This is a genomic window from Telluria sp. AC161 (assembly GCF_979258535.1).
On record NZ_OZ409861.1, the window covers coordinates 2,334,474 to 2,357,689 of the forward strand.

The window sequence follows — 23,216 nt, forward strand, 5'->3', positions numbered from 1 at the left end:
CTTACGAACGCTTGCTGCCGGCCATCTTGGCCATCGTGACAACCGAGTACAGCGCCGCCAGGCCAACGAGCACGTAGACAACGCGGGTGAGTGTCGAGCCCGGCGCAAACAGCACGCCGACCATGTCGATGTCGAACAGGCCGACCATGCCCCAGTTCAGGCCACCAATAATCAACAGCACCATCGCAATGTAATCCAGTGCAGACATGGCCGGACGGCCATGCGTACGCGCCGTCACGCGGCGATCGGGAATCGAACGGCGATCCATGGTTGGGGTATTGATTGTTGACATCAGAGCCTCCTGGAAAAGTGACGTGGACACCACCGGGGCGGCGCCCCGGCACTTGCTGTCCATACTAGCCCAGGTTAGCAAACACGCACGCACCGTTGCAGCGCATGCACACCGCTGCCCCGTCACAGAGCTGCGGCCGCGAACTCAGCCTTTCCAGGTGCGCGCCAGGCCCGTATCGGCATGGATCCAGCCACCGCGCGGACCGCTGCGGTAGTAGTAGCCGACGCCGCCGCCGCGGAAGCTCTTGATCAGGCCGCCGAGCACTTCTTCGTTCAGGTTGGCGATCCGGATATCGGCCGCCTTGCCGACGAGGTGCAGCGACTGGCGCGCTGCCGGGATGCCCTGCTCGCGCAGGCGTGCATTCGATTCCGGCGAACGGTAGCCCGACAAAATTTCGAGCGGCTTGATGATGCCGAAACGGGCGATGAAGGCCTGGGTGCTCCACAGCATCTCAAACAGCTTCGGATCGATGGGGGCGGACGCCTTGCCGTTCACGTCGCGCAGCAGATGGCACAGTTCCTGGTACGCCGACTCGATGACTTCGCCGTCTTTCCAGTACAGCACATTGGCCGTCTCGCCGCTTTGCGGGCGCGTGACCGACAAGGTACGCGGCTTGACCCAGAAATCGAGGTCGAGTGCCTGCGAGTCGAACAGGTCGGGTGGCGGTTGAAGGTCAGTTGCGGCAGCGGCCAGCGGCGAACCGATGACACCGATGGCGGCAAGGCGCGCGCCCTGATGGAGGAAGTCTCTGCGGGAAGCCATATATGCGTTGGTCTAACTCGTGAATATCGATGGGCCGTACTATAGCGTATTCGTCATGGATAGCGCTGTGTGGCGTGCTGCGGGCGTGCAGCGCGCGCGCCCGATTGCGCTGCGCCGCGCGCTCAGTCGCTGCAGTTGCAGAAGCGCTTGCGCGCGCTGCCTTCGCCGGCGCCGTCGAGCCGCTTCCACATCAGGTCGCTATCGAGGCCGAAACAGGATTTTTCCTTGCCTGCATTGCTGTAGCCATGGCGCTCGAAGAACGCACTCGCGCCAGCCGGGCTGTGCAGATGCAGCTTGCTGATGTTCCAGGCACGCGCCTGCTCCTCGACCGCCGCCAGCAGCGCCCGGCCCACGCCGCAGCGCAGCGCATCGGGCAGCACGTAGCACAGCGCCACCTTGCCGGCCGGGGTCAGCAGCGTCAACCCCACCATCCGCCCTTCGCTCTCGGCGACGACGGCAAAGTTGGCGGGTGCAGCAAACCAGGCCGCAACGGTGGCCGGCGTCTTGTTGCCGAGCCAGGCGTCGAGTAATGCCGGCTGGCCATGGTGGTCGGCACGGCAGCCTTCCTCAATGGAGCGACGCAGCAGATTGCAGGCTGGCGCAGCGTCGGCGGGAACCGCCTTGCGGATTTCAATACGCGTGGACATCGATCATCAACATAAATACGGTACAAAGACGTGAGGTGGCGACAGTTGGCGCCCCCGGCTTAACACGGGCTCGACTATACACTGAAAGCCAACGACCCTGCTGGCGGCAGGGTCAAGCGCATGATCGGCATAACCATATGACGAAAGTATTGTTCCGTTTGACGGTGGCATCGGGGAACATGCACGCTGTCACTCCAACTTCAAGCAAGCGAGACCCACTATGCGCACCACCCCTCCGAACACGCTGCGCCGCTCGATCCTGGCGCTGGTCCTGGCTGCCGGCGGCGCCGTGCCGCTGCACGCCAGCGCTGCCGGGCCCGAGCTGCTGAACGTGTCGTACGACGTCGCCCGTGAATTGTACAAAGAAATCAACCCGGCGTTCATCGCATCCTACAAGCAGCAAAGCGGCCAGACGGTCGAAGTCAAGCAGTCGCACGGCGGCTCGAGCAAGCAGGCGCGCGCCGTGGCCGATGGCTTGGGCGCGTCGGTCGTCACCATGAACCAGGCCAATGACATCGACATGCTGGCCGACCGCGGCCTGGTGGCAAAAGACTGGGCCAAGAAGTTCCCGAACAATGCGGCGCCCTACTACTCGACCATGGTGTTCCTGGTCCGCAAGGGCAACCCGAAGCAGGTTCGCGACTGGCAAGACCTGGCGCGTCCTGGCGTGGCCGTGATCATCCCCAACCCGAAGACCGCCGGCAACGGCCGCTACACCTATCTGGGCGCCTGGGGTTCCGTGATCAAAAAAGGCGGCAACGAAGCCGCTGCCCGCGACCTGGTGTCGAAGATCTTCAAGAACGTGCCGATCCTGGACGGCGGCGGCCGCGCCGCCACCACCACCTTCACCCAGCGCCAGATCGGCGACGTGCTCGTGACGTTTGAAAACGAAGTGAGCATGGTGCGCAAGGAGTTCGGTAACGACTTCGAAGTCGTCTACCCGACCAGCTCGATCCTGGCCGAGTCGCCGGTGGCCGTCGTCGACAAGGTCGTCGATCGCCAGAAGCTGCGTCACCCTGCTACGGCTTACCTGAACTTCCTGTACAGCCCGGTGGGCCAGGAAATCGGCGCCAAGCACTTTATGCGCGTTCGCTCGGAAGCCGTCATGAAGAAGTACGCGGCCAACTACAAGCCGATCAGCTTGTTCACGGTCGACGAAGTCTTCGGCGGCTGGCGCGCAGCGCAAAAGCGCCACTTTGACGATGGCGGCGAGTTCGACAAGATCTACACCGCGAAGTAATCTGCACTACCTCACAACAGCCCTGCCACGTGCAGGGCTGTTTGCATTGGCTCAGTCAGCGTTATCTGTTGATGACGCTGATGGCAATGCGAAGCAACTGTTCCGCCGAAATAACCCGCTCTCCATCCAGCGCCCAGCGCCAGCCCAGGTAATTGGGCAGGTAGCGCGATGCCACGCCACGAAAGCCTTGTAGCCAGGCCTTGAAGCGCTGGTGGTAGGCGTTCACGTTCTGCACGTGGATGGCAAGGCTGCCCAGACGCCTTACACGCACACCGGCGCGCACATTGACCGCCTCGTGTGCGATCCTGTGCTTGCGGGCAAACGCGCGGTAAGCGGGATGGCCGTCACTGACCAGCAAGGCCTGCCTGGCGAGCCTGGGTAGCAAGTCACGCTCGAGTTGCGCAGTCTTGAGCGCACCGCGCCCAGTGACGGCATCAATGGTGCGCCCTTCGCGGTCGCGCGCGACCAGGATGCAATCCAGTTCGCTGGAAATGCCCTTTTTGGCAGCATGGCCGCCGCGGTGGCGCGGTGGCCGATCAAGCGTACGCGAACCTTTTTGTGACTCGAGCAGAAATGTTTCGTCAGCCTCGACGATGCCATTCAGGAGCACGGGCCGGTCGAGCTTGACCCAATGCAGGAAGCGGTGCCGCCAGCGAAAGGCGGTGTTGCGGTGTACGCCGACCCGGTCTGCGGCCTTGCGCACGGTCAGTGAATCGAGCACCACCTGCGAATAGGCGAGCCATTTGCATTTGAGTCTCAGCCGCGCCAGTGGCGTGCCGGTCAGGTCATTAAAGGTGCGGCCGCAGGCGCAGCAACGATAGCGCTGCAAGTCGTTGGCGAACCCGTGCCGGTAGCAGCGCTCGTTGCCGCATCTGGGGCAGCAGCGGCCCGGCGCTCTGACCTCACTGATGAGCGCAACCACCTGATCGAGCCCGGCTGCAGGATGCGGGGCATCCAGCACTTGCCGGCGCTGCGGCTGGTTCAGCGAAGGCAGTTTTGCGAACCAGCCCTTGAAACGTGGCGCTTTCATGATCGACTCCTGACGCTGGGGACAGGGGTTGGACCATTGAACTACTCGACAGTTCAAAGCTAGTCTCTATTTAACGTTGACTGCGCCTTTGCATTCCAGCACACCGAGCACGTCAGTCGACATTTCTGTGCGACATGCCCTATTAATAATATGCACCTGCGATGCCCTATTTCGATAGAAAATTGGGTTTAGACAGGGGATTTTTCTTGTGCACCATAGACATGCGTAGCCGATGAATGCTATCTTGCCTGCCTTCTAGTTGCCCTAGAAACAGATGTTGATCCGCGCCGCCCGGCGCCCAGCTCCATCAACCTCAACCCAGATTCCAGACAGACATGATCAAACACCTGTTCGCCACGGCCCTGATGACGTTGTCGGCCGCGGCATTCGCCGTGCCGTTCGGCTCCCAGTCCGTGCTCGTCGTTGAAAACGACACCGGCAAAATTCTCCTTGAAAAAAATGCTGACACCGTCGTCCCGATTGCCTCGCTGACCAAGCTGATGACGGCAATGGTCGTGCTCGACGCCAAGCTCGACATGAACGAGCAGATCGAAATTGACCGCGACGACGTCGACCGCGTCAAGTTCAGCAGCTCGCGTGTGCCGGTCGGCGCCAGCATCTCGCGCAGCGACGTGTTGCACCTGGCGCTGATGTCCTCGGACAACCGCGCCGCCGCCGCGCTGGCCCGTACCTACCCGGGCGGCAACGAAGCCTTCAAGGCGGCCGTGCGCCGCAAGATCCGCGCGCTGGGCATGACCCAGACCACGATCGAAGAGCCAACCGGCCTGTCGCCGCACAACCGCTCCACCGCCGGCGACCTGGTCAAGATGGCCGTTGCGTCGGTGCGCTACCCGGATATCGTGCGCATGACCACCGAGACCAAGGAAACCATCGACATCAACGGCCGCGGCGTTGAGTACCACAACACCAACCGCCTCGTCGGCGCCAAGGGCTGGGACATCGGCCTGTCGAAGACCGGCTACACGAACGAAGCCGGCCGCTGCCTGATCATGAACATCACGGCAGCCGGCAAGAAGGCAACGCTTGTGCTGCTCAACGCCGGCGCCTCGTCGGCCCGCGTACTCGACGCGCTGAACATCCGCCGTTTCATGACCGGCGACGCCGCACCGGTGGCCCGTGTGGCGCGCGCTGCACGCGTCGCCACCGGCGGCCCGCGCATCAAGGCCAGCGCCGGTAGCGTGAAAGCAAAAGCCCGCACGAAGGTGGTCAAGTCGAAGGTCCAGGCGAGCAAGAACCGCAAGGTCGCCAAGGTCAAGACGACGCGCAAGCGCCGCGACTGATCAGATGATTGGTAGGATCAAGGGGCCGCGAGGCCCCTTTTTTTATGCTCACAACAGAGGTAGGGTGGACGGGTTTCCCGTCCACGCGTTCAACCGGCGCTCTGATTCACAGGGACCTACTTTGCCGCAGCCGCTTTCACCACCAGCGCATCCATCACCTGCCCGGTGGCCGCCATGACGTCACCGGCATCCTGGATCCTGTTCGCCTGCTGCACCTGCGATGGCGACACGACATACGTGCCATCGATGACAATGGTCGGGGTGCCAGTGACCTTGTAGGCGTCGACGATCTGGCTCAAGCGTTTGAGCCTGGTGTGGACGCCGAACGAGTTCCACGTATCGGCAAACGCCGCCTTGTCGAGACCATTCTCGCCGGCCCACACGATGATGTCGGCATCCTTCATCAGGCGCTTGCGCTCGACGTGCACGGCATTGAAGACGCGCCCGTGATAGGCATCAAGCTTGCCCATCGCCTCGAGCGTCAGGAACAGACGCGCTTCCGGATCGGCCGGGCCCTGGAACGGCAGCGGCACGCGGCGCAGCGCGATCCGGTCACCCTGCTGCCTGACCCAGTTCTTCAGGGTCGGCTCGAACGCATTGCAGGCGCCGCAGTGATACGCGAAGAATTCGATGACCTCGACCTTCTTGCCCTCGGCCTGGGTAGGCTGCGGCGTGGCCAGCGTCGTGAAATCGGCGCCATCGCGCGGTGCGGTTGGCGACGCGTTGGCAAGGCCGGCCACCAGGGCGGCGGCGATGAGGGCAAGTCGCAGGGCGCGCATATCGATCCTTTTCAGTATGAAGAAAACATTCTAGCGGACGGCAACATCATCAAATGCGCGCATTCTCACGACGCTGGATGGCTGCCCCATTACGCCACCAGATCGCGCAAGCCACTCGTGCGGTGCGTGCGGCTGGCAATCGCTTCCTGCAGCACATCGCCGCCCGGCGTCACCAGCGTAAACACCTCGCTGGCGCGCGTGATGCCCGTGTAGACCAGCTCGCGCGTGAGCACCGCGTTGCGCTCGCGCGGCAGCGCCAGCACCGTGTGGCGAAACTCCGAGCCCTGCGATTTATGGACGGTCATCGCGAACGCGGTTTCGACATTGCGCAGGCGCGTGGCCAGCACGCTGCGCACGGCGTCGCCTTCGAGGAAATAGACGCGCAGCGCGCCGGCGCGCGCCGGATCGGGCAGCGTGACGCCGATATCGCCGTTGAACACGCGCGTCGAGTAGTCGTTGCGCGTGACCATGACCGGGCGGCCGACATACCACTCGGCGCCATGGCGCAGCAAGTGACTCGCTGCGAGCCGCTTTTCGATGGCCTCGTTCATGCCCGTCACGCCCCACTCGCCATCGCGCACCGCGCACAGGATGCGGAAGGTCTCGAAACTGAGCAGGATCCGGCGCACCCAGTCTTCGTGCTCGCCACTGGCGCCGCCCCGCAGCAGCTGAAGGTACGGCGCATACCCGGCATGCGCCAGTTGCAGGAGCTGGGCCGGCTGCGCATGTTCCAGCCAGCGCACGCTCTCTTCCCCGGCCCGCAGGACCTGTTCGGCGCGGGCGGTGTCGCCACCATTGACCGCCAGCGCCAGTTGGCCGATCGGCCCGCCGAAGCGGCGGCTGTCGCGCAGCATCACGGTTTGCTGGGCCAGCGCACCGCCGTCGCCGCGATAGATGGCCGGGATGATTTCGCCGCTCGCAGCCTCGATGTAGTCAATCGTCGCCGCGCTGTAGTGGCCTTCGTGCGCCGCATGGCACAGGTCACCCAGCACGGCGCCTGCCTCCACCGACGCCAGCTGGTCCTTGTCTCCCAGCAGGATCAGCGTCGCGCCAACGGGCAGCGCATCGAGCAGGCTGGCCATCATTTCCAGGTGCACCATCGATGCCTCGTCAACGATCAGCACGTCGACGTCGAGCGGATTGCCGCGGTGGTGCGCGAATGCGCGCGTATCGGGGCGCGCCCCGAGCAGGCTGTGGAGCGTGCGCGCGGCGCCCATGCGCGCTGTCAGCTCGCGCAGCGGCAGGTCGCCACCGACGCGGTCCGCAAGTTCATTGAGGGCCTTGTCAATGGACTGTTTCAGGCGCGCCGCCGCCTTGCCGGTCGGTGCGGCCAGCGCGACGCGCTGGCGCCCTGCTTCCGGCGCTGTCGCGAACAACAGGGCCAGCAGGCGCGCCACCGTGTAGGTCTTGCCGGTGCCGGGACCGCCCGTGATGATTGCCACCGAACTGCGCAGCGCCACGGCGCAGGCGAGCTTTTGCCAGTCGGGTCCCTGCGCGCCAGCCTGCGCCGCGAACAGCTTGTCGAGCCAGTTGCGCACGAGCGGTGTATCCACCGGATGCGTGGCCGCCGCGCGCTCGCGCACGGCCTGCGCCACCAGCGTCTCGTCGCGCCAGTAACGCCGCAGGTACAGGCGCTGGCCATCGAGCACCAGCGGCTGGTCGAGATCGAATTCGCCCCGGATCCAGACCTGCTGGCAATGCGCCAGCAGCTTGCTCCACCCTGCCACGCCGCGCGGCAACGGCGCGGCCGCCTGCGCCAGCTGGCGCCACAGGTCGTCGCTCCAGCCCAGCAGCAGCGCCGGCCCGGCGGCCAGGTCGTCCAGCTGCAGGCAGCTGTGGCCATGGCCTTCGAGCTCGGACAGCACCGCCGCCGCCAGGATCAGCGCGGGCGGCGCGTCGCCCAGTTGCGCAATGAAGCGCGCGAACGCGCCCGACAGGCGACGCAGCTCACCCGCTTCGGTCAGCGCACCGATCTCGCGCCACAAACCTTCGATATCGGCATCAAGCTTCGCCATGTGCATCCTTGTCCAGCAAGCGTTCCAGTCCATCCAGCAGGTCGAGGTCGGGCGCCAGCACCCAGCAGCCACGCGTGACCGGGTTGGCGATCCCGCGCAGGAACATGAAGACGGCGCCGCCCAGCTGGTATTCGGGCTCGTAGGCGTCACCCAGGCGCGCGCGCAGCAGCCGGTGCAGGGCCAGCAGGTAGATGCTGCCCTGGATCTCGTAGCGGTGTTCGGCCATGCCGGCGGCCATCGCCGCCTGGCTGTACGACGCGTCGCCCGGCCCCAGCGCATTGGACTTGTAGTCCAGCACCCAGTAGCGGCCTTCGTGCTCGAACACCAGGTCGGCGAAGCCCTTGAGCATGCCGTGCAACACACGCTCGGGCAGCACCGGCCGTTCGAGCCCGCCCAGCAGATGCGTGCGGCACAGCGCGTCCAGGCGCTGCAGGTCGAGGTGCTCGCTCGGGAACCAGAACTCCATTTCGGGCAGCACGCCGTGCAGGTCGCGCAGGCGCGCATTCAGTGGCGGCAACGGTGTATCAACGATCTCGCGCAGCCACGCCAGCGCATCGGCGAGACGATGGCCCCAGCCCGCGCGCTCGATATGCTGCACCAGGCGCGCCTCGCAGTTCGGGTCGTCCAGGCAGCCGAAGCCTTCGCGCGCCAGCCACTCGAGCCGCTCGTGCATGAAGTTGCCGGGCACCGAGCCGCGCGGGAAGCGGTGCCACGGCGCGTCCTCGATGCGGGGCGGCGTGGCCGCCTGCGGCACGTCTTCCATCAGCGTCTGGTCCTGCGCGCGCATCGGCGTGGGCGGCGCGATCGCATGGCGCGTCAGCGACGTGAACGAGCCGACCGACCAGTCGCGCTCGAATTCGGCGCGGTAGCGCGGCGCATCAAGCAGGTCTGGGCGGATGTCCTGGCGCGACAGCATCGTCACCGCCTCCGGCTCGGCCAACGCGTGGAGCGAGATGCCGCCAGCGCTGCCTGCCACGACATCGAAGTGCGCGTGCAGCGCCTCGGCGGCTATTGGCTCGCCGCCGGCCAGCAAATAGCCAAGGGCCGACTCGTGCAGCTTGTTCTCACCCTTGCGCGTGCCGGAGACGGCCGCCGCGCCGAGCCACAGGAAGTGGCGCGCACGCGTGAGCGCCACGTACAACAGGCGCAGGTCTTCTTCGATGCGCGCGCGGTCAACGGCCGCCAGCGCGTCATCGGTCAGGGCCAGGTCGAGATGGCGCATGCCGGCATCGTCCACGTACTCGAAGAACGCGCGGTTGCGACGGTTGGTGGCGCGCGCCGTCACGGCAAACGGCAGGTACACCAGCGGGTATTCCAGGCCTTTCGACTTGTGGACCGTGACGACCTTGACCAGTTCGGCGTCACTCTCCAGACGCAGCACGCGCTCGTCGCCGCTCGAACCCAGCCCGTCGATCTGTTCGGCGAACCAGCGGATCAGGGCCTGCTCGCCTTCGAGCTGGCTGCTGGCCTCCTGCAGCAGTTCGGCCAGGTGCAGCAGATTGGTCAGGCGCCGCTCGCCGCCTGGCTCGCGCAGCAGGCGCGCCGGCAAGCCCAGTTCGTGGATGAAGCGGCGCAGCATCGCCAGCACGCCCTGGCGCTGCCAGCTGCCGTGCAGGGCCTTGAGTTGCTCGACGCGCGCTTCCCAGACCATCTCGTCGTGCGAGAACTGCGCAAGTTCGGCCAACCCCAGGCCGGCAGTGGCGGTGGCAAACGCCGCCCGCGCCAGCGCACCATCGAGCGGATTGGCCACCGCGTACAGCCAGCGCAGCACGTCGGCCGCTTCGTCGCTCTCGACGACCGAGTCCTTGTCGGACAGGTAGACGCTGGCCACCTTGCGCCGCATCAGCGCGCGCCGGATGGCACCGGCTTCGCGCCGGTCGCGTACGAGGATCGCGATATCGGCCGGCATCAGGCGCGTGAATCCATCGGTCTCCCCATTGTCGTCGTCGAAGCCCACGCGCGCATCGTTGAGCAGGCCGACAATGTGCTCGGCGCAGTGGTGGGCAAACACATCGCGGTAGTCGTCGGCCTTCAGGTCATCTCGGTCCACGATGTTCACGGACAGCGCGCCGGTGGCATCGCCCAGGCCCACGAGATGGCGGCGGTGCCCCTGCGCCTTGACCGCGTCAAACGGCAGCGGGTTGTCGTCGCCGCGCCGGAACCGGAACGCGGCGCCCGGATGCGCGCCCTCGGCATGCAGGAACAGGCCATTGACGGCGCTCACGAGCGGCGCGGTCGAGCGGTAATTGGTGTCGAGCTGGTAGTGGCGCCCCGCTGTCGCGCGGCGCGCGGCCAGGTAGCTGTGGATGTCGGCGCCGCGAAAGCCGTAGATCGACTGCTTCGGATCGCCAATCAGGAACAACCCGTGCTCCGCATCGTTCGCGTCGACCCGGTACAGCAGGTCGAAGATGCGGTACTGGTCGGGCGACGTGTCCTGGAATTCATCGACCAACGCCACCGGATACTGGCCCACGATACGCGCACGCAGCGCAGCGCCGTTCTCGCCCTCGAGCGCGACCTTCAGGCGTTCAAGCATGTCGGCAAAGCCGAACTGGCGGTTGCGCCGTTTGAGCTCCTGCATGCGCGCGCCGATATGGCCGGCGGCGTGGCGCAGCAGCGCGTGGGCGATCGGGTCGAGCGCAGCCAGGCTGGCCTGCAGCGCGGCGGTGGCGTCGAAACAGCCCGGCACCTCGGTCGAAAAGTCTTTACTGAACGCGTCGGCGATGCCGTCCGGCGTCAGGCGGCGCCACGCCGTGTCGGTCAGGTCCGGCATGTGGCGCGCCGGGTCCGTGGCCCACGCGCGCAGCGCTTCGAACCACTTGACGAGCGAATCGGCGCGCATTTTGTTGCCGTTGAAGCACTTGGGCTGGCGCTCGCGGTGCCCGGCGATCCAGCGCTCCATCTCGTGGGCGCGCTCGAACCAGCCATCCTTCAGGCGGATCAGCTCTTCGCGCTGCGCCTTGGCCAGCCGTGCCACCAGTTGCTTCAGTGGTTCGGTCGCTGGCGCGCCGAGCAAGGCGTCGCGCCGCACCAGCTCGCGCACGCTCGTCTTGAGCGCCTCGACATCGCGCCAGCTGTCCATCACGACCGCCAGCGACTCGGCGCCCAGCGGATAGACCTGCTGGCGCCAGTAGTCGTGCGCGGCGTCCTCGAACAGTTCGCGCTCGTCGCTGACCAGTTCTTCGTCGAACAGGCTGCCGCTGTCGAAGGCGTGCTCGCGCAGCATGCGCTGGCACCAGGCGTCGATCGTGAAGATCGCTGCTTCGTCCATCGTCTCGGCGGCCATGAACAGGCGGTGCCCGGCGATCTGGCGCTCGCTGCCCGCCGTGTAGCTGGCGGCCAGCTCGTGCAGGTAGGGGTCGACCATGTCGAGTTCACCACGGAAGTAGGCGGCGGCCTGCACCAGCCGCTCGCGTACGCGGTTGGCCAGTTCGCGCGTGGCGGCGCGCGTGAATGTCATCACGAGGATCTCGGACGGCAGCAGCGGCCGCACGAACGCATCCTGCCCGCCGTGCCCCAGCACCAGGCGCACATACAGCGCGGCGATGGTCCAGGTCTTGCCGGTGCCGGCCGAGGCCTCGATCAGGCGCGAGCCATGCAGCGGGAAATCGACTGGCTCAAGTTTGGTGCTCATGTGGGCGACTCCTGCAACGGCCTGATCTTGACGCATTCCTGCATCCAGCGTGCCAGCGGTCCATACAGTTCCTCGGCCAGATCGGGCCAGCCGCCGGCGTTCTTCAACGCGTCGAAGTCCGGCCACAGGCGCGCCAGGCACAGGTCATCGACCTCGCCGCGCAGCTCGAAGCCGCCGTCGTAAGTCGCGCGCGGATCGCCCTGCGCCAGGTGACTCAGGGCCGTCTTGCATGCCACCGGCAGCGGGCTGTCCAGATTGGCCCGCCACAGGCGCACCAGGTCGCGCAGTGTTTCCAGCGCCGCATCCTGCGCCAGCGGCGCCATCTCGAGCACCGCGTCGCGCGCCACCAGGTAACCCGTCACAGGATTGCCGGCAGCGGCGGCCGCCAGCTGGCGCAGCCATGGCGCAATCAGTTTGTCGCCGCGCGGATTGCCGGCGCGGTCCAGCACCTTCGACGAGATCTGCATCAGCCACGCACTGCCCTCGCCGCTCGAACGCAGGCGATCGATCCAGTCGTCCAGATGGATGTCACCCAGCAGCAGGCTGACGGCGAATTTCGGCGCCGCTTGCGGGAAGCGCGCGCCCAGGCGCAGCCACTCGGTGCGCACGGGCGCCAGGCTCTCGACCAGCTGCTCCTGCCACATGCGACCCATCAGGCCAATCGGCAGCACGCCTTCGCGCGCCAGGCGTTCGGCGCGCACCGCCAGCGTGGCGCGCACGTCGCCGATGGCCTCGGCCTCGCCGCTGTCGTCCAGCAGGTAGTCTTCGATCTGGTAACGCTCCAGCGCATCGAGGCCAAACGGCTCTTCGTCATCGCCAACGTGCGCGGCATCGGCAAACACGACACCCAGGCGGCGGCGGAAGAAAAAGCGCGCCGGCTGGCGCAGGAAACTGGCCAGTTCGTCCAGCTTGAGGACAAAGTCGGGTTCGAGCTCGTAAGCCGGCAACGCATCGTCGACGGGATGGTCATCGGCGCCGTGCGCGGTGCGCCATTCGCCCGCGTACGTGAGCAGACCGCCGCGCTGGAAGTAGAGCCGGCTGAACGGCTGCAGCGGATGCTCGGTCGTGATGTGATCCAGGTCTTCCATATCCCAGCCGGCCTTGAGATAGTCGCGCAACTGCGCCACCAGCACCGAGGGCGGCTGCTCGCTGTTGTCACGCACATTGCGGCCGACCCAGCTCACGTAGAACTTGTCGCGCGCGGCCAGCAAGGCTTCGAGCATCAGGTAGCGGTCGTCGTCGCGGCGCGAGCGGTCACCGGGGCGCGCCATGCCGGGCAGCGCCAGCAGGTCGAAGTCGGACGGGCGCGCGCGGCGCGGGAAGTCGCCATCGTTCATGCCCAGCAGGCAGACGGCGCGAAACGGCACGGCGCGCATCGGCATCAGGGTGCAGAAGGTCACGCCGCCCGACACGAACTGGTGATTCAGCGTGGGCGCATCGAGTTCGTTCATCCACGCTTCGCGCAGCACCGCCAGCGGCACCGGTTCGTCAAAGCCTGCCGCCGCGCAGGTCTCGAGCCAGCATTGCAGGCCTTCGCCCAGGTTCGACAGCGTCAGACGATCGGCTTCGTCACCGGCCGCATAGAAGCACGACAGCATCTCGCGCGCCGCCTCGCCCCATTCGGCCGGCCGCAGCGACGCATCGAGGCGGCCGCGCCAGGTGAGCAGGCATTCGACCAGTTGTGCGAGCGAGCCGGCCAGCGCGGCATCGAGGCCACCGACTTCGGCGTACGGCTCGATGTCGCCGAAACTGGCGCCGGCGCCACTGGCGTAACCCAGCAGCATGCGGCGCACGCCGAAGATCCAGGCATTCTGCTCGCCCGTCATCCCCAGGCCCAGGCCCGCGCGGTGGTCGTGGTCCAGGCCCCAGCGCACGCCGGCGCCGTCGATCCAGCGGCCCAGGATCGGCAGATCCTCGCTCGTCACGCCAAAGCGGCGCGCGACGGCAGGCACGTCGAGCAGGTCGCGCACTTCGCTCTGGCGGCAGCGCTGCTGGGGCAGGCGCAGCAGCCACTCCAGCGAGACCAGCAGCGGGTTCACGCTGCGGTCGCGCACGTCGCCGATCTCGAACGGAATGTGGCGCGGGTCGTGGCGCCGGTGCTGGTCGAACACCGCATGAATCGCAGGCGAGAACGCGTCAATGTCGGGCACCATCACCACCACGTCGCGCGGGCGCAGCGTCGGGTCTTGCGCAAACCAGGACAGCAACTGGTCGTGCAGCACCTCGATCTCGCGCTGCACGCTGTGCGTGACGTGGAACTCGATCGAGCGGTCGTCCAGCATCGGCGGCACGTGCGGATGCTCGGACAGCGGCACCAGGTCGCGCACCGCAGCCTGGACCTGCGACAAAAGCGTGCCGCCGTCATCATCGGTGAACAGGTCGACGCGCAGCGGCGCCGGCTGACCTTCACCATCTTCGCTCGCTTCGTGCTGCTGGTCGAATTCATCGAGCATGCGCACGAAATCACGCCCTTGCCTGCCCCAGCTGGCCAGCAACGGGTGGCTGTGGACATGCATTTCCTCGATCGGGATCGTGCCCAGGTCGACGCCCTCGCGCTGCGGCTGGCGGCGGCGCGCCGCCTTGAGCAGCTGGCTGCCTTCGATGATGTCGCCCCAGTAGAACTGGCACGGATTTGGCACGGCGAACAACACCTGCGTGTGGCGCGCCAGTGCCGATATCGCTTGCAGTGTCTGGTACGGCAGCGTCGACATCCCGAACAGCACGACGCGGCGCGGCAGTCGGCTGGCCGGCGTGGCATCAGCTGCGACGGCGGCGAGGAACTGGTCGTGGATGGTGGCGCGGCCGCTCTGGCGCTGCGCTTCGGGCAGGCTCGCGTGCACGGCGCGCCACAGGCAGGCTTGCCAGCGCTGCTCGGGCGCGAGCGGGACCACATCGCCACCGGCGCGGCGCAGGACGTCGCGCCCGGCGGCCCAATCGGCCAGCCAGTCGGCGCGATACACCTGGTACTGGTCGTACAGATCGGCCACGCGTTCGGCCAGTTGCAGGCGGCGCTCGGCGTCGCCATCGGCGAGAAAGCGCGCCAGTGGCGCGTAGCCGTCATCCTGCAGCAGCGTGGGTAACAGGCGCATCAGGCGCCAGGTCAGCGGATCCTTGTCGAACGGTGCGCGCTGCGGCACGCGCTCGCGCCCCAGCATGCCGCGGTAGGCTTCCCACATGAAGCGCGCGGGCAGCGCCACGCGGGTGGCGGCGCAGACGCCGTTTTCCTCAGCCAGAGCGATCTTGAGCCACTCGGCCACGCCATTCGACTGGACCAGAAAAATCTCTTCTTCGAGTGGCCCCAGGGGATGATTGCGCAGCCAGTCGAAGACGGCGCTGCGCAGCAGCTCCATCTGGTTACCGTGGAGGATCAAGAGACCGGGAGTGATCGGGGCAGACATGCGCTGGGCGTGGGCAATCGGGACCAAAGCATACCGCGTTTGGCCCCCTCGCGGTAGGGCCAAAAGGGCTGGTCAGCGGCCATCGCTGGCGCGGCTGCCAAACTGCGCCGAGACCTCGCGCTCGATGCGCACCAGCAGCGCCCGCAGGCGCGCCGTCAATGCCCGTGCCTGCGCCGTGCCGCCCCCGCGCAGCTCGCGCACCGGCTGCGCTTCCAGGTCTTCGCAGATGGTGGCAAACGCAGTGGCGCCGACGGCGCGCGCGGCCGACTTCAGTTGGTGCGCCAGGCTGGCGGTATGGGTCAGGTCGCCCCCTGCCAGCGCCGTGTCGATGCCGGCCAGGTTCTCACGTGTGGTGTCCAGGAACAGGAACGCGTATTTGCGCATCCGTTCGAGGTCGCCCCCGGCCGTCGCAGCCAGCAGCGCCACGTCGAGCACCGCACTGCCCGGGGCCATGGCCGCGGGCAGGTTGGCGGCGACGTCCGACACCGGCGCCGTGGTGCGTCCAAGGCAGCGCGCGATAGTGGCGGCCAGCAGTTCCGGCACCACGGGTTTGGCGAGAAATTCGTTCATGCCGGCCGCCATGCAGCGCGCGCGGTCGTCCACGCCGGCATTGGCCGTCATCGCCACCACGAGCGTGCCGGCCAGGCGCGGATCGCGCCGGATGCGGCGGGTCGCCTCCAGGCCATCCATCACCGGCATCTGCACGTCCATCAGCACGCAGTCGAAGCGCGCCTCGGCCATGGCCGCCAGCGCCTCTTCGCCATTGCCCGCCACGACGACGTCGGCCCCGGCCAGTTCAAGCAGTTCGCGCGCCACCTGCTGGTTGAACGGGTTGTCCTCGACCAGCAGCACGGCGCAGCCGTCCAGGCGCGCCTGGGCCGGCGCAGGCGCTGCGCCCAGGCCGGAACTGGCGCCCGCCCCCACCCGCGCGCCGGCGCCATCGTCCAGCGCGAGGCGCGCCGTGAACCAGAAGATGCTACCCACGCCAGGGGTGCTGGTCACGCCGACCTCGCCGCCCATCAGCTCGGCCAGCTGGCGGCTGATCGCGAGGCCCAGGCCGGTGCCGCCGTGCCGGCGCGTGGCCGACTGGTCGGCCTGCTGGAACGGCGTGAACAGGTGCTGCAGCGCGTTGGGGGCGATGCCGATGCCGCGGTCTTCGACTTCGAAGCGCACCAGGATTTCCGGGCCAAATGCATGCGCCAGGCGCGCGCGCATCGTGATGCGGCCACGCTCAGCGAACTTGACGGCGTTGCCGGCGAAATTGAGCAGCACCTGTTCGAGGCGCAGCGAATCGCCGCACAGGGGCCGCATCAGCTCGGGCGCGATCTCGATATCGAAGCCCAGGCCCTTGGCCGCAGCCGCCGTGCTTAGCTGCGCCTCGACGTTGCGCATCAGGGCGTCGGGCATGAAGCGTTCGGTGGCCAGTTCGAGCATGCCGGCCTCGATCTTGGAAAAGTCGAGGATGTCGTTGATGATGCCCAGCAGGTGCTGGCCCGAGTGGTAGATCTTTTCGAGATAGTCGCGCTGGCGCGGGTCAGGCCCGGCCTGCAGCGCCAGGTGCGTCATGCCGATGATGCTGTTCATCGGCGTGCGGATCTCGTGGCTCATGTTCGACAGGAAGTCGCTCTTGGCCTTGCTGGCCGCGTCGGCGCGCGCCTTCAAGCGGTGCAGCTCGGTGATGTCGGTCGACACGCACAGCACGGCCGGCTCTTCGTCGACCTGCAGCGGCACGCGCACGCTCCACAACTGGCGCGTAGCACCATCCGGGCCGGCCTGCGCCACTTGCGCACTGCTCTGGCGGTCGGCCCGCAGCACGGCGCGGTCCAGCTCCCAGGTGGCGTCGGCCTGACCGGCATCCATCGCCTCGACATCGGGCCGGCCAATCAGCTCCGTCGCCGGACGCCCGAGACGCGAGGCGCCCTTGGCATTCAGATAGCGGATGCGGCGCGCGCCATCCTTCAGGTACACCTCGGCGTCGAGGTTGTCGAGCACCGTGTCGAGCAGCAGGCGCTGTTCGACGGCGGCGCGGCGTGCCCGGTACTGGGCCAGGAACAGCCCGTACATCAGCAGCGTGCCAATGAAACCGGCGGCCAGCGCGCCGATTGGCACGAAGCGGTCGACGCCGACCAGCATCTCGTTCATGGGCGCCGAGAAGTGGGCTTTCCAGCCGTTGCCGACGTAGTCCACGCCCAGTACCGACACGAAGTTCAGCGCCGGATCGGGCGGATTACCGCGCACGTCCACGCCATGCAACAGGATATCCCCCGCCGCCGGCGCGCCCGGCAGGCCGGTGTAGCGGCGCCCGGTGCCGTACAGGCTCACACGCAGCGGCTGCGCCTCGAGCGAGACGAGCGCGTTGCGCACCAGCTCCTGCACCGAAAAGAAAATTCCGAACGAGCCCAGATAAGCGGCCCGGCGCTCGGCTACCCCCAGCGGCAGCACGCCCCCGACGTACACCGGCAGGCGCATGCCAAGCGCGTTGTGCGGCACCGGGTCGGGCAGGAATACAGGCTGCCCCGACGCGACGATGGTGCCACTGTCGCGCGCCTGGGATATCGCCCGCGCGACCAGCGGACGGGACGCCATGTCGAAGCCGAGCCGCCGGGTCGGCTTGTCGGCCGGGTACTGGTAGGTCACCACTTCGTACCACGGACGGCGCCCGGCCGGAAAGATCTGGAAATCCGGGTACCCGCGCACATCGACGCTGCGGTCGGCGCGCATGGCGGCAACGAAGGCATCGCGCTCGTTGTCGGGCACGCGCGTGGCAAACGTCAGGGCTTCGATGGCCGGATAATTATTTGGCAGGTCGAGCGCCGCCGCGTAACGGTGGAACGATGCGCGGTCGGGCACCGCACTACCGCCGCCGGCCGCATGCAGGGCGGCCATCGCGCGCACGGCGCGGGCATACGAGGCGATGGCGTTGTCGAGCCGTTCCTGGGCGCCGCGCGCCAGATTGTCGAAGCGGCGCCGGGCGTCGGTCTCGACGGCGGCACTGGCGACCGCATGCAGCAGCATGCCGATCGCCAGCGCCAACAGCACGCCGCCACCCCACAGCACGATGGGCCGGCCCACGCGCGCGGCGGCAAATTCGATGGCGCGGGCGCCACGCAAGGCTGATCGCTTCATGCTTCCCCTCTCGGGCGATGCATGCCCCGCATATTGGTAAGAATCGAGATGAGTATATCGGTGCACCGGCATGGCGCGGCCACGGTCCCCATCCCGATGAGGCACGCGAGCAACAGGTCGCCCCTCACGGGAGCACCGCGGCCCCTGCTTATGAAGCCAGGCGCTTGGCGAACAACGCGTCCCAGGTCGGCTCGATCTCGACGTACAGCGCCACCGCCTGCTCGATCCCGACCGCCTGCGGCATGCCGATGCGGGTGATGACCACGCCGGCGCGCCGCAGCATGCGCTCGATCGCCGTCGTGGTCACGGTGATGTAGCGCGACAGCCCGCGCTCGTGGGCGTCGTCGATGATGGCGGCAATCGACTCCATCGTCATGGCCGAGAAACCGTAGCCGGCCACCCCATCCGTCTCCAGCGCAAAGCGCGACAGCTCCCAGATCTGCGGGTCGCTCGGCGCCACCTGCCCGTCGAGCAGTTGCGGGAACGAATCCTTGAGCATGTACGGCCCTTCCGTGGGCAGCAGGCGCCAGCAGCCGCGCAGCGTGGCGTCGTCGCGCATCAGCATGTAGCGCGGCTCGAGGGCGTCGTAGCCGTCGATCTCCATGCCCGACAACACCGGCACTTCCCAGCCAAGCCGCCCGCGGAACACCCGGGCGCGCAGCAAGTGCATTTCGCACAACTCGTTCGATGGAATGGCGCGGCGTGGCGCGATCCGGATATGCATGCTCATTACCCCTCCCTGAAATGACATCTGGTCGATCGGAAAATGCAAGACGCATAAAATCGTTATGCAAGTCGGGTAGCCTGGGTACTATCAGCTCTGCTAGGTGGCGAGCAATGTCGGGAGTGCAATACTTTTGCTCATGCAGTTTTCCAAGTGCTGTCTTCACTTTCCCGAAAGGAATAATCATGGCAATCGAAATGATGTCCGACGCGCTCGCCGCCGACATGCACGCCAACCACGTCATCGGTGCAGCTGGTGCTGTACGCATGGCGCCGCATGAACTGCGCCGTCTGCGCATCACCAAGCGCGAAAGCCAGGAAAAATTCTGGGGCCGCTTTGGCGTCACCCAGTCGAGCGGCTCCCGCTTCGAGACTGGCCTGGCCATCCCGACGCCCGTGTCGATCCTGCTGCGCATGTATGTCAATGGCAAGCTCAGCGATGGTGATCTTCAGGGGTAATCAAGCCAAGGCCGATGGCCTTGACCACGGCCTGCTGGCGGGTGTTGACGTCGAACTTCTGACGCACATTCGCCAGATGGAAGTTGACGGTCGCTTCCGAGCAGTTGGTGATGCGAGCAATTTCCCATGAGGACTTGCCTGCCATGACCCACTGCAGGACTTCCAGCTCACGCTTGGTCAGGCGCGGCGCCGCGCCCCGGCCTTCTTCGGGCCGCGCACCTTCTTCGCGAAAGCGCTGCGATGAGGCGAACGCGTAATCGCGTACCAGCGCCAGCATCGGCAGCGCTTCCATCACGGCGCGCTGCGCCGCGATGTCCGGGCGCGCATCGGATGCAAAACTGATCACCCCGAATTCCCCCTGCGGGCCATGCACCGGCAGCGTCACACCGCTGCGGATGCCATGCGCGCTCGCTTCTTCGTACAGGCCCGCTTGCTGGGTGCCCGACGCGAACAGGCCCGGTTCCCACACCATCGGCAGCGTGCTCGTCAGGCAGTGCGCCACCGTTGGATCGACATAGGCAAAACCATTGCGGTCATAGCGCTCGCGCCAGTTATTGGCATAGTTACTGCGCAAAAAGGCGGACTCGAAACGCGCATGGCGCGAACCGACCAGGCCGAACAGCACTTGATCGAACCCCAGGGTCCGCGCGAGATTGAACAGGGACGCGCTCCACTGGGTCGCATCCCTGGCTTCCATCAACTCGAGCAGCAAGGCGGTATCAATCATGGGGTCACAAGAATATGCATCAGCGTTATCCTAGTCGGTTCACACCCCTTCAAAATCCTCGAAAATTAACAATCGAGATATTTACACGCACCTATTTCACCCGTGTCGTGTAATGACAACAACTATTTTCAGTCTATTCTTCATTGCCGATTGCGTTTGGAGGCCGTGTGAGGGGTCACTTGCTGCGAATTTTTCCCATGCAGTGCGCGTTTATGCTTTTGTTCTTAGACAACAAAATTGTGTCTTGACGTAGATCAATGAAACGTTCTTCCGGTGTCGCAGATCATCCCACGGGCGAGTTGGCACCTGCGGGACCGGATGACCGTCCAGCCGCGTCCCGCATGGGCCTCGTCTGCGGGGCGTGGCCCGGTCAATCATGCGCAAAATGGCAGAGCCGGTGTGTAAAATCGCCACATGCACTTTCCCTCTTCACCGGTTCCACAGGGCGCAACGCCGGACACCACGACACGCGCCTGGGTTCGCATGCCGTCAGGCCGCCGCCTCGACCTGCTCAACCCCACTCCGTTTGATTGGGATGACGCCGACCTGGCGCTGGGCCTGGCCCGCACCTACCGCTGGGGTGGCCACTCGGCGTGGCCGTTGCCGCTGTCGGTCGCGCAGCATTCGATCAGCGTGATGCTGCTGCGGCGCGCGGCAACGCCCTCGTTGTCGCCGCTCGACGAACTGCGCGAGCTGCTGCACGATGCCGAAGAAGGCTTGCTGGGATTCGATGCGATTTCGGTCATCAAGCCGTTTCTGGGCGACGCCTTCCGCGCCCTGACCCAGCGCCTGGAACACATGGTGTTCTTGCGCTACGGCTTGCCGGCCTGGGATGCCAAGTCGCATGCGGCGCACAAGAAAGCCGACCGGCTGGCCGCTGCCAGCGAAGCGGTCCATGTGGCAGGCTGGTCGGCTGAAGAAGTCCGGCGCACGCTGAAAATTCGCGCGGCGATCCTGCCTGAAGACCCGCTGGCGCGCTACTACGATTGCGCGCCATGGGAACCGTGGCCACCGGCGCTGGCCTGTGAACGTTTTTTGCGTGAGCTCGAACGGCTCACGGAATCTGCCGGGACGGCGTCGGTCAAGCCGACGTCGATCAAGCCGGCGCCCTGAGAAGCGCCGGCCTCCCCTTTACGCTTTCGCGCGCGGGGTCAGTTCTTTTTCCAGAAACTTTTCCAGGCCCTCGAGCGAGCGGCCACGTGTTTCCGGCAGGCGCAGCGCAACAAAAATCAGCGAGCCGACATTGATGGCGGCGAACAGGAAGAACGTTGCACTGCCGAACTGCGCCAGCGCCAGCGGGAACAGCAAGGCCACGATCGCGTTGAAGATCCACTGACACGCCACGGCGGTGCCGGTCAGCACGCCGCGCAGATGCATCGGGAACAACTCGGACATCAACAGCCAATACACGGGCGCAATCAGCATCTGCATGCACAGCAGGAAGCACAGGATGCAGGCCAGTGCGGCATAGCTGCGCGTGATGCCATCGGGCATCCACAGCAGCACGGCGCCCAGTGCAAACTGCATGATGACTACGCCGGTCAGGCCCGACATCAGCATCGAGCGGCGACCGTGCTTGCCGATCAGCCAGATACCGATGAACGTGGCGATCACTGCCACGACGCCGTTGCCGATGGTCGCGGTCAGGGCCGCATTCGTGCCCAGGCCCGTCGACTGCAGGATGATCGGGGTGAAGTACATGAAGGCATTCACGCCCGTGAACTGGGCCATGAAGCCCAGGCCGATGCCGAGCCACAGGAGTTTCCTGATCCATGGCGTGCCCAGCACGGCCGACCAGCCGGCCTGCTCGTGCTCGATCCCGTTCAGCTTCGTCATGTCGGCCATTTCGGTCTCGATCTGCTTGTCGCTCGAGCGGATCTGCTGCAGCACGGCGCGCGCTTCGTCCATCCGGTTCTTGCTGGCCAGCCAGCGCGGCGACGGTGGCACGAACATCATCCCCACACCCAGCAGCAAGGCGGGCACGGCGGCGATGGCCAGCATGTAGCGCCAGACATCCGGCGAATTCGAGTAATGCGCCAGCACCGCATTGAGCACGTAGGCGATCAACTGGCCGGTCACGATCATCAGCTCGTTCTGCGTGACCAGTCTGGCGCGCCTGCTGGGGCCCGCCATTTCGGCGATGAACACCGGCACAGTGGACGACGCGCCACCCACGGCCAGGCCCAGCACGAAGCGCATGGCGACCATGATCTCGACCGACGGCGCGAGCGTTGTGCCGAGCGCGCCGATCATGAATACCAGCGACAGCCAGATCAGCGTCATGCGGCGACCGAACCGGTCGGACAGCGTGCCCGCCATCAGCGAACCGACCGCGGCGCCGAACACGAGCGCGGACGTCACGATGCCTTCGGTCAGCGGGGTCAAGCCGAGGCCACCTTGCGATGGCGGCGCGCTCATGAACGGCAGCGCGCCGGAGATCACGCCGGTATCGTACCCAAACGCGAGCGCGCCCATCGTGGCAACGATGGCGACCTTGAAGACGAAGCGGCTTTCCTTGGTATCGGGCGGCGCTGGTGCGTCCGCCGGGGGGACTGCTGAAGACATACGGATCCTTTGTTGGAAATGGACAGGATAGGGAACAGCGGGCCATTTCGTCACCGTCCGGGCGACGGCGGCGTTGGCAAACGCAATAACCGTCTCCCGTCAAGGTAGTTTACTTGGCAAAGGATAAAGAACTGCAGATGACACGACTGTTCGATAGCAAACATATTAGTGAATGTGGCGTACTAACAAAAGAACAACCGTCTTGTCGATATTCAATCGAGATTCGTCATCATGCGAAACATGCCAGGAAGCATCAATAGACGCTAACTAGCTGATTTTGTTCAGGGTTTTAGGCTATCCACAAGAATTGTGGATAACTGTGTGGACAAGCGCCACTTGACAAGCCGCAAGGCCAGACGGGATGCGGGTTTCAACAAATTGCCCGTTCGAGAGGCAAAATTTTGTTCCAATAAAATCAACGACTTGCACGTGCACCACATGGGAGCAACAAGTTTATATGCGGCCCACTCCTACAAAAGCATGACATGGGGGATAAGTGGCCGGCGTGGCGCCATCTG

16 protein-coding genes are annotated in these 23,216 nt (G+C 65.9%); 4 read left to right on the forward strand and 12 right to left on the reverse strand.

The features are described 5' to 3' along the window. Window position 1 precedes the first annotated feature (1 nt). The 3 genes from ACZ0AJ_RS10445 to ACZ0AJ_RS10455 all read right to left on the reverse strand — a co-directional run bounded on the left by ACZ0AJ_RS10445 (window position 2) and on the right by ACZ0AJ_RS10455 (window position 1,701). Window positions 2–292 carry a DUF378 domain-containing protein gene (locus tag ACZ0AJ_RS10445; protein WP_499454352.1) on the reverse strand — a complete coding sequence of 97 codons (291 nt, stop codon included), beginning with the start codon at window positions 290–292 and terminating at the stop codon, window positions 2–4. Window positions 293–436: 144 nt separating this feature from the next. After that, window positions 437–1,054, reverse strand: coding sequence for a YcbK family protein (locus ACZ0AJ_RS10450; protein ID WP_499454353.1), 618 nt, complete (start codon window positions 1,052–1,054; stop codon window positions 437–439). Between the two features lie 122 nt (window positions 1,055–1,176). Next, window positions 1,177–1,701 carry a GNAT family N-acetyltransferase gene (locus ACZ0AJ_RS10455; protein ID WP_258834585.1) on the reverse strand — a complete coding sequence of 175 codons (525 nt, stop codon included), beginning with the start codon at window positions 1,699–1,701 and terminating at the stop codon, window positions 1,177–1,179. Window positions 1,702–1,921: 220 nt separating this feature from the next. Here ACZ0AJ_RS10455 and ACZ0AJ_RS10460 point away from each other — a divergent pair, with 220 nt between their 5' ends. Beyond that, entirely contained in the window at window positions 1,922–2,941 is a 1,020-nt protein-coding gene (locus ACZ0AJ_RS10460) for a sulfate ABC transporter substrate-binding protein (protein WP_499454743.1), read from the forward strand. Window positions 2,942–3,002: 61 nt separating this feature from the next. On the opposite strand, the gene ACZ0AJ_RS10465 is transcribed toward ACZ0AJ_RS10460, so the two are convergent. After that, a complete protein-coding gene (locus ACZ0AJ_RS10465) occupies window positions 3,003–3,971 on the reverse strand; it encodes an IS1595 family transposase (RefSeq protein WP_499454357.1) in 969 nt (322 codons plus the stop codon). A 335-nt stretch (window positions 3,972–4,306) separates the two neighbouring features. Here ACZ0AJ_RS10465 and ACZ0AJ_RS10470 point away from each other — a divergent pair, with 335 nt between their 5' ends. Beyond that, window positions 4,307–5,272 (forward strand): serine hydrolase, encoded by a 966-nt coding sequence (locus ACZ0AJ_RS10470; RefSeq protein ID WP_499454358.1) that lies wholly within the window; start codon window positions 4,307–4,309, stop codon window positions 5,270–5,272. 116 nt (window positions 5,273–5,388) lie between these two features. Here the strand turns inward: ACZ0AJ_RS10470 and ACZ0AJ_RS10475 are convergent, their stop codons facing one another. The 6 genes from ACZ0AJ_RS10475 to ACZ0AJ_RS10500 form a co-directional block, all read right to left on the reverse strand. Continuing rightward, window positions 5,389–6,051 (reverse strand): thiol:disulfide interchange protein DsbA/DsbL, encoded by a 663-nt coding sequence (locus ACZ0AJ_RS10475; RefSeq protein ID WP_499454360.1) that lies wholly within the window; start codon window positions 6,049–6,051, stop codon window positions 5,389–5,391. An 89-nt stretch (window positions 6,052–6,140) separates the two neighbouring features. Next, window positions 6,141–8,066, reverse strand: coding sequence for an exodeoxyribonuclease V subunit alpha (gene recD / locus ACZ0AJ_RS10480; protein ID WP_499454362.1), 1,926 nt, complete (start codon window positions 8,064–8,066; stop codon window positions 6,141–6,143). After that, window positions 8,053–11,700, reverse strand: coding sequence for an exodeoxyribonuclease V subunit beta (gene recB / locus ACZ0AJ_RS10485; RefSeq protein ID WP_499454363.1), 3,648 nt, complete (start codon window positions 11,698–11,700; stop codon window positions 8,053–8,055). The genes recD and recB overlap by 14 nt, the downstream gene beginning before the upstream one ends. Further along, window positions 11,697–15,098, reverse strand: coding sequence for an exodeoxyribonuclease V subunit gamma (gene recC / locus ACZ0AJ_RS10490; RefSeq protein ID WP_499454365.1), 3,402 nt, complete (start codon window positions 15,096–15,098; stop codon window positions 11,697–11,699). The genes recB and recC overlap by 4 nt, the downstream gene beginning before the upstream one ends. 72 nt (window positions 15,099–15,170) lie before the next feature. Then, window positions 15,171–18,224, reverse strand: coding sequence for a CHASE domain-containing protein (locus ACZ0AJ_RS10495; protein ID WP_499454367.1), 3,054 nt, complete (start codon window positions 18,222–18,224; stop codon window positions 15,171–15,173). Window positions 18,225–18,372: 148 nt separating this feature from the next. Further along, the gene (locus ACZ0AJ_RS10500) at window positions 18,373–18,954 is read right to left on the reverse strand and encodes an acyl-homoserine-lactone synthase (protein WP_183553148.1); all 582 of its coding nucleotides are present in this window, start codon (window positions 18,952–18,954) and stop codon (window positions 18,373–18,375) included. A 179-nt stretch (window positions 18,955–19,133) separates the two neighbouring features. Here ACZ0AJ_RS10500 and ACZ0AJ_RS10505 point away from each other — a divergent pair, with 179 nt between their 5' ends. Further along, window positions 19,134–19,406 carry a helix-turn-helix domain-containing protein gene (locus tag ACZ0AJ_RS10505; protein WP_499454368.1) on the forward strand — a complete coding sequence of 91 codons (273 nt, stop codon included), beginning with the start codon at window positions 19,134–19,136 and terminating at the stop codon, window positions 19,404–19,406. Here the strand turns inward: ACZ0AJ_RS10505 and ACZ0AJ_RS10510 are convergent. Further along, window positions 19,381–20,133: a helix-turn-helix transcriptional regulator gene (locus tag ACZ0AJ_RS10510; RefSeq protein ID WP_499454370.1), complete on the reverse strand. Its 753-nt coding sequence runs from the start codon at window positions 20,131–20,133 to the stop codon at window positions 19,381–19,383. The genes ACZ0AJ_RS10505 and ACZ0AJ_RS10510 overlap by 26 nt on opposite strands. A 483-nt stretch (window positions 20,134–20,616) precedes the next feature. On the opposite strand from ACZ0AJ_RS10510, the gene ACZ0AJ_RS10515 reads away from it, so the two are divergent. Further along, the gene (locus ACZ0AJ_RS10515; protein ID WP_499454372.1) at window positions 20,617–21,246 is read left to right on the forward strand and encodes a phosphohydrolase; all 630 of its coding nucleotides are present in this window, start codon (window positions 20,617–20,619) and stop codon (window positions 21,244–21,246) included. A gap of 18 nt (window positions 21,247–21,264) precedes the next feature. Here ACZ0AJ_RS10515 and ACZ0AJ_RS10520 read toward each other — a convergent pair whose 3' ends face one another. Continuing rightward, the gene (locus ACZ0AJ_RS10520; RefSeq protein ID WP_499454373.1) at window positions 21,265–22,698 is read right to left on the reverse strand and encodes a sugar porter family MFS transporter; all 1,434 of its coding nucleotides are present in this window, start codon (window positions 22,696–22,698) and stop codon (window positions 21,265–21,267) included. Window positions 22,699–23,216: the final 518 nt, after the last annotated feature.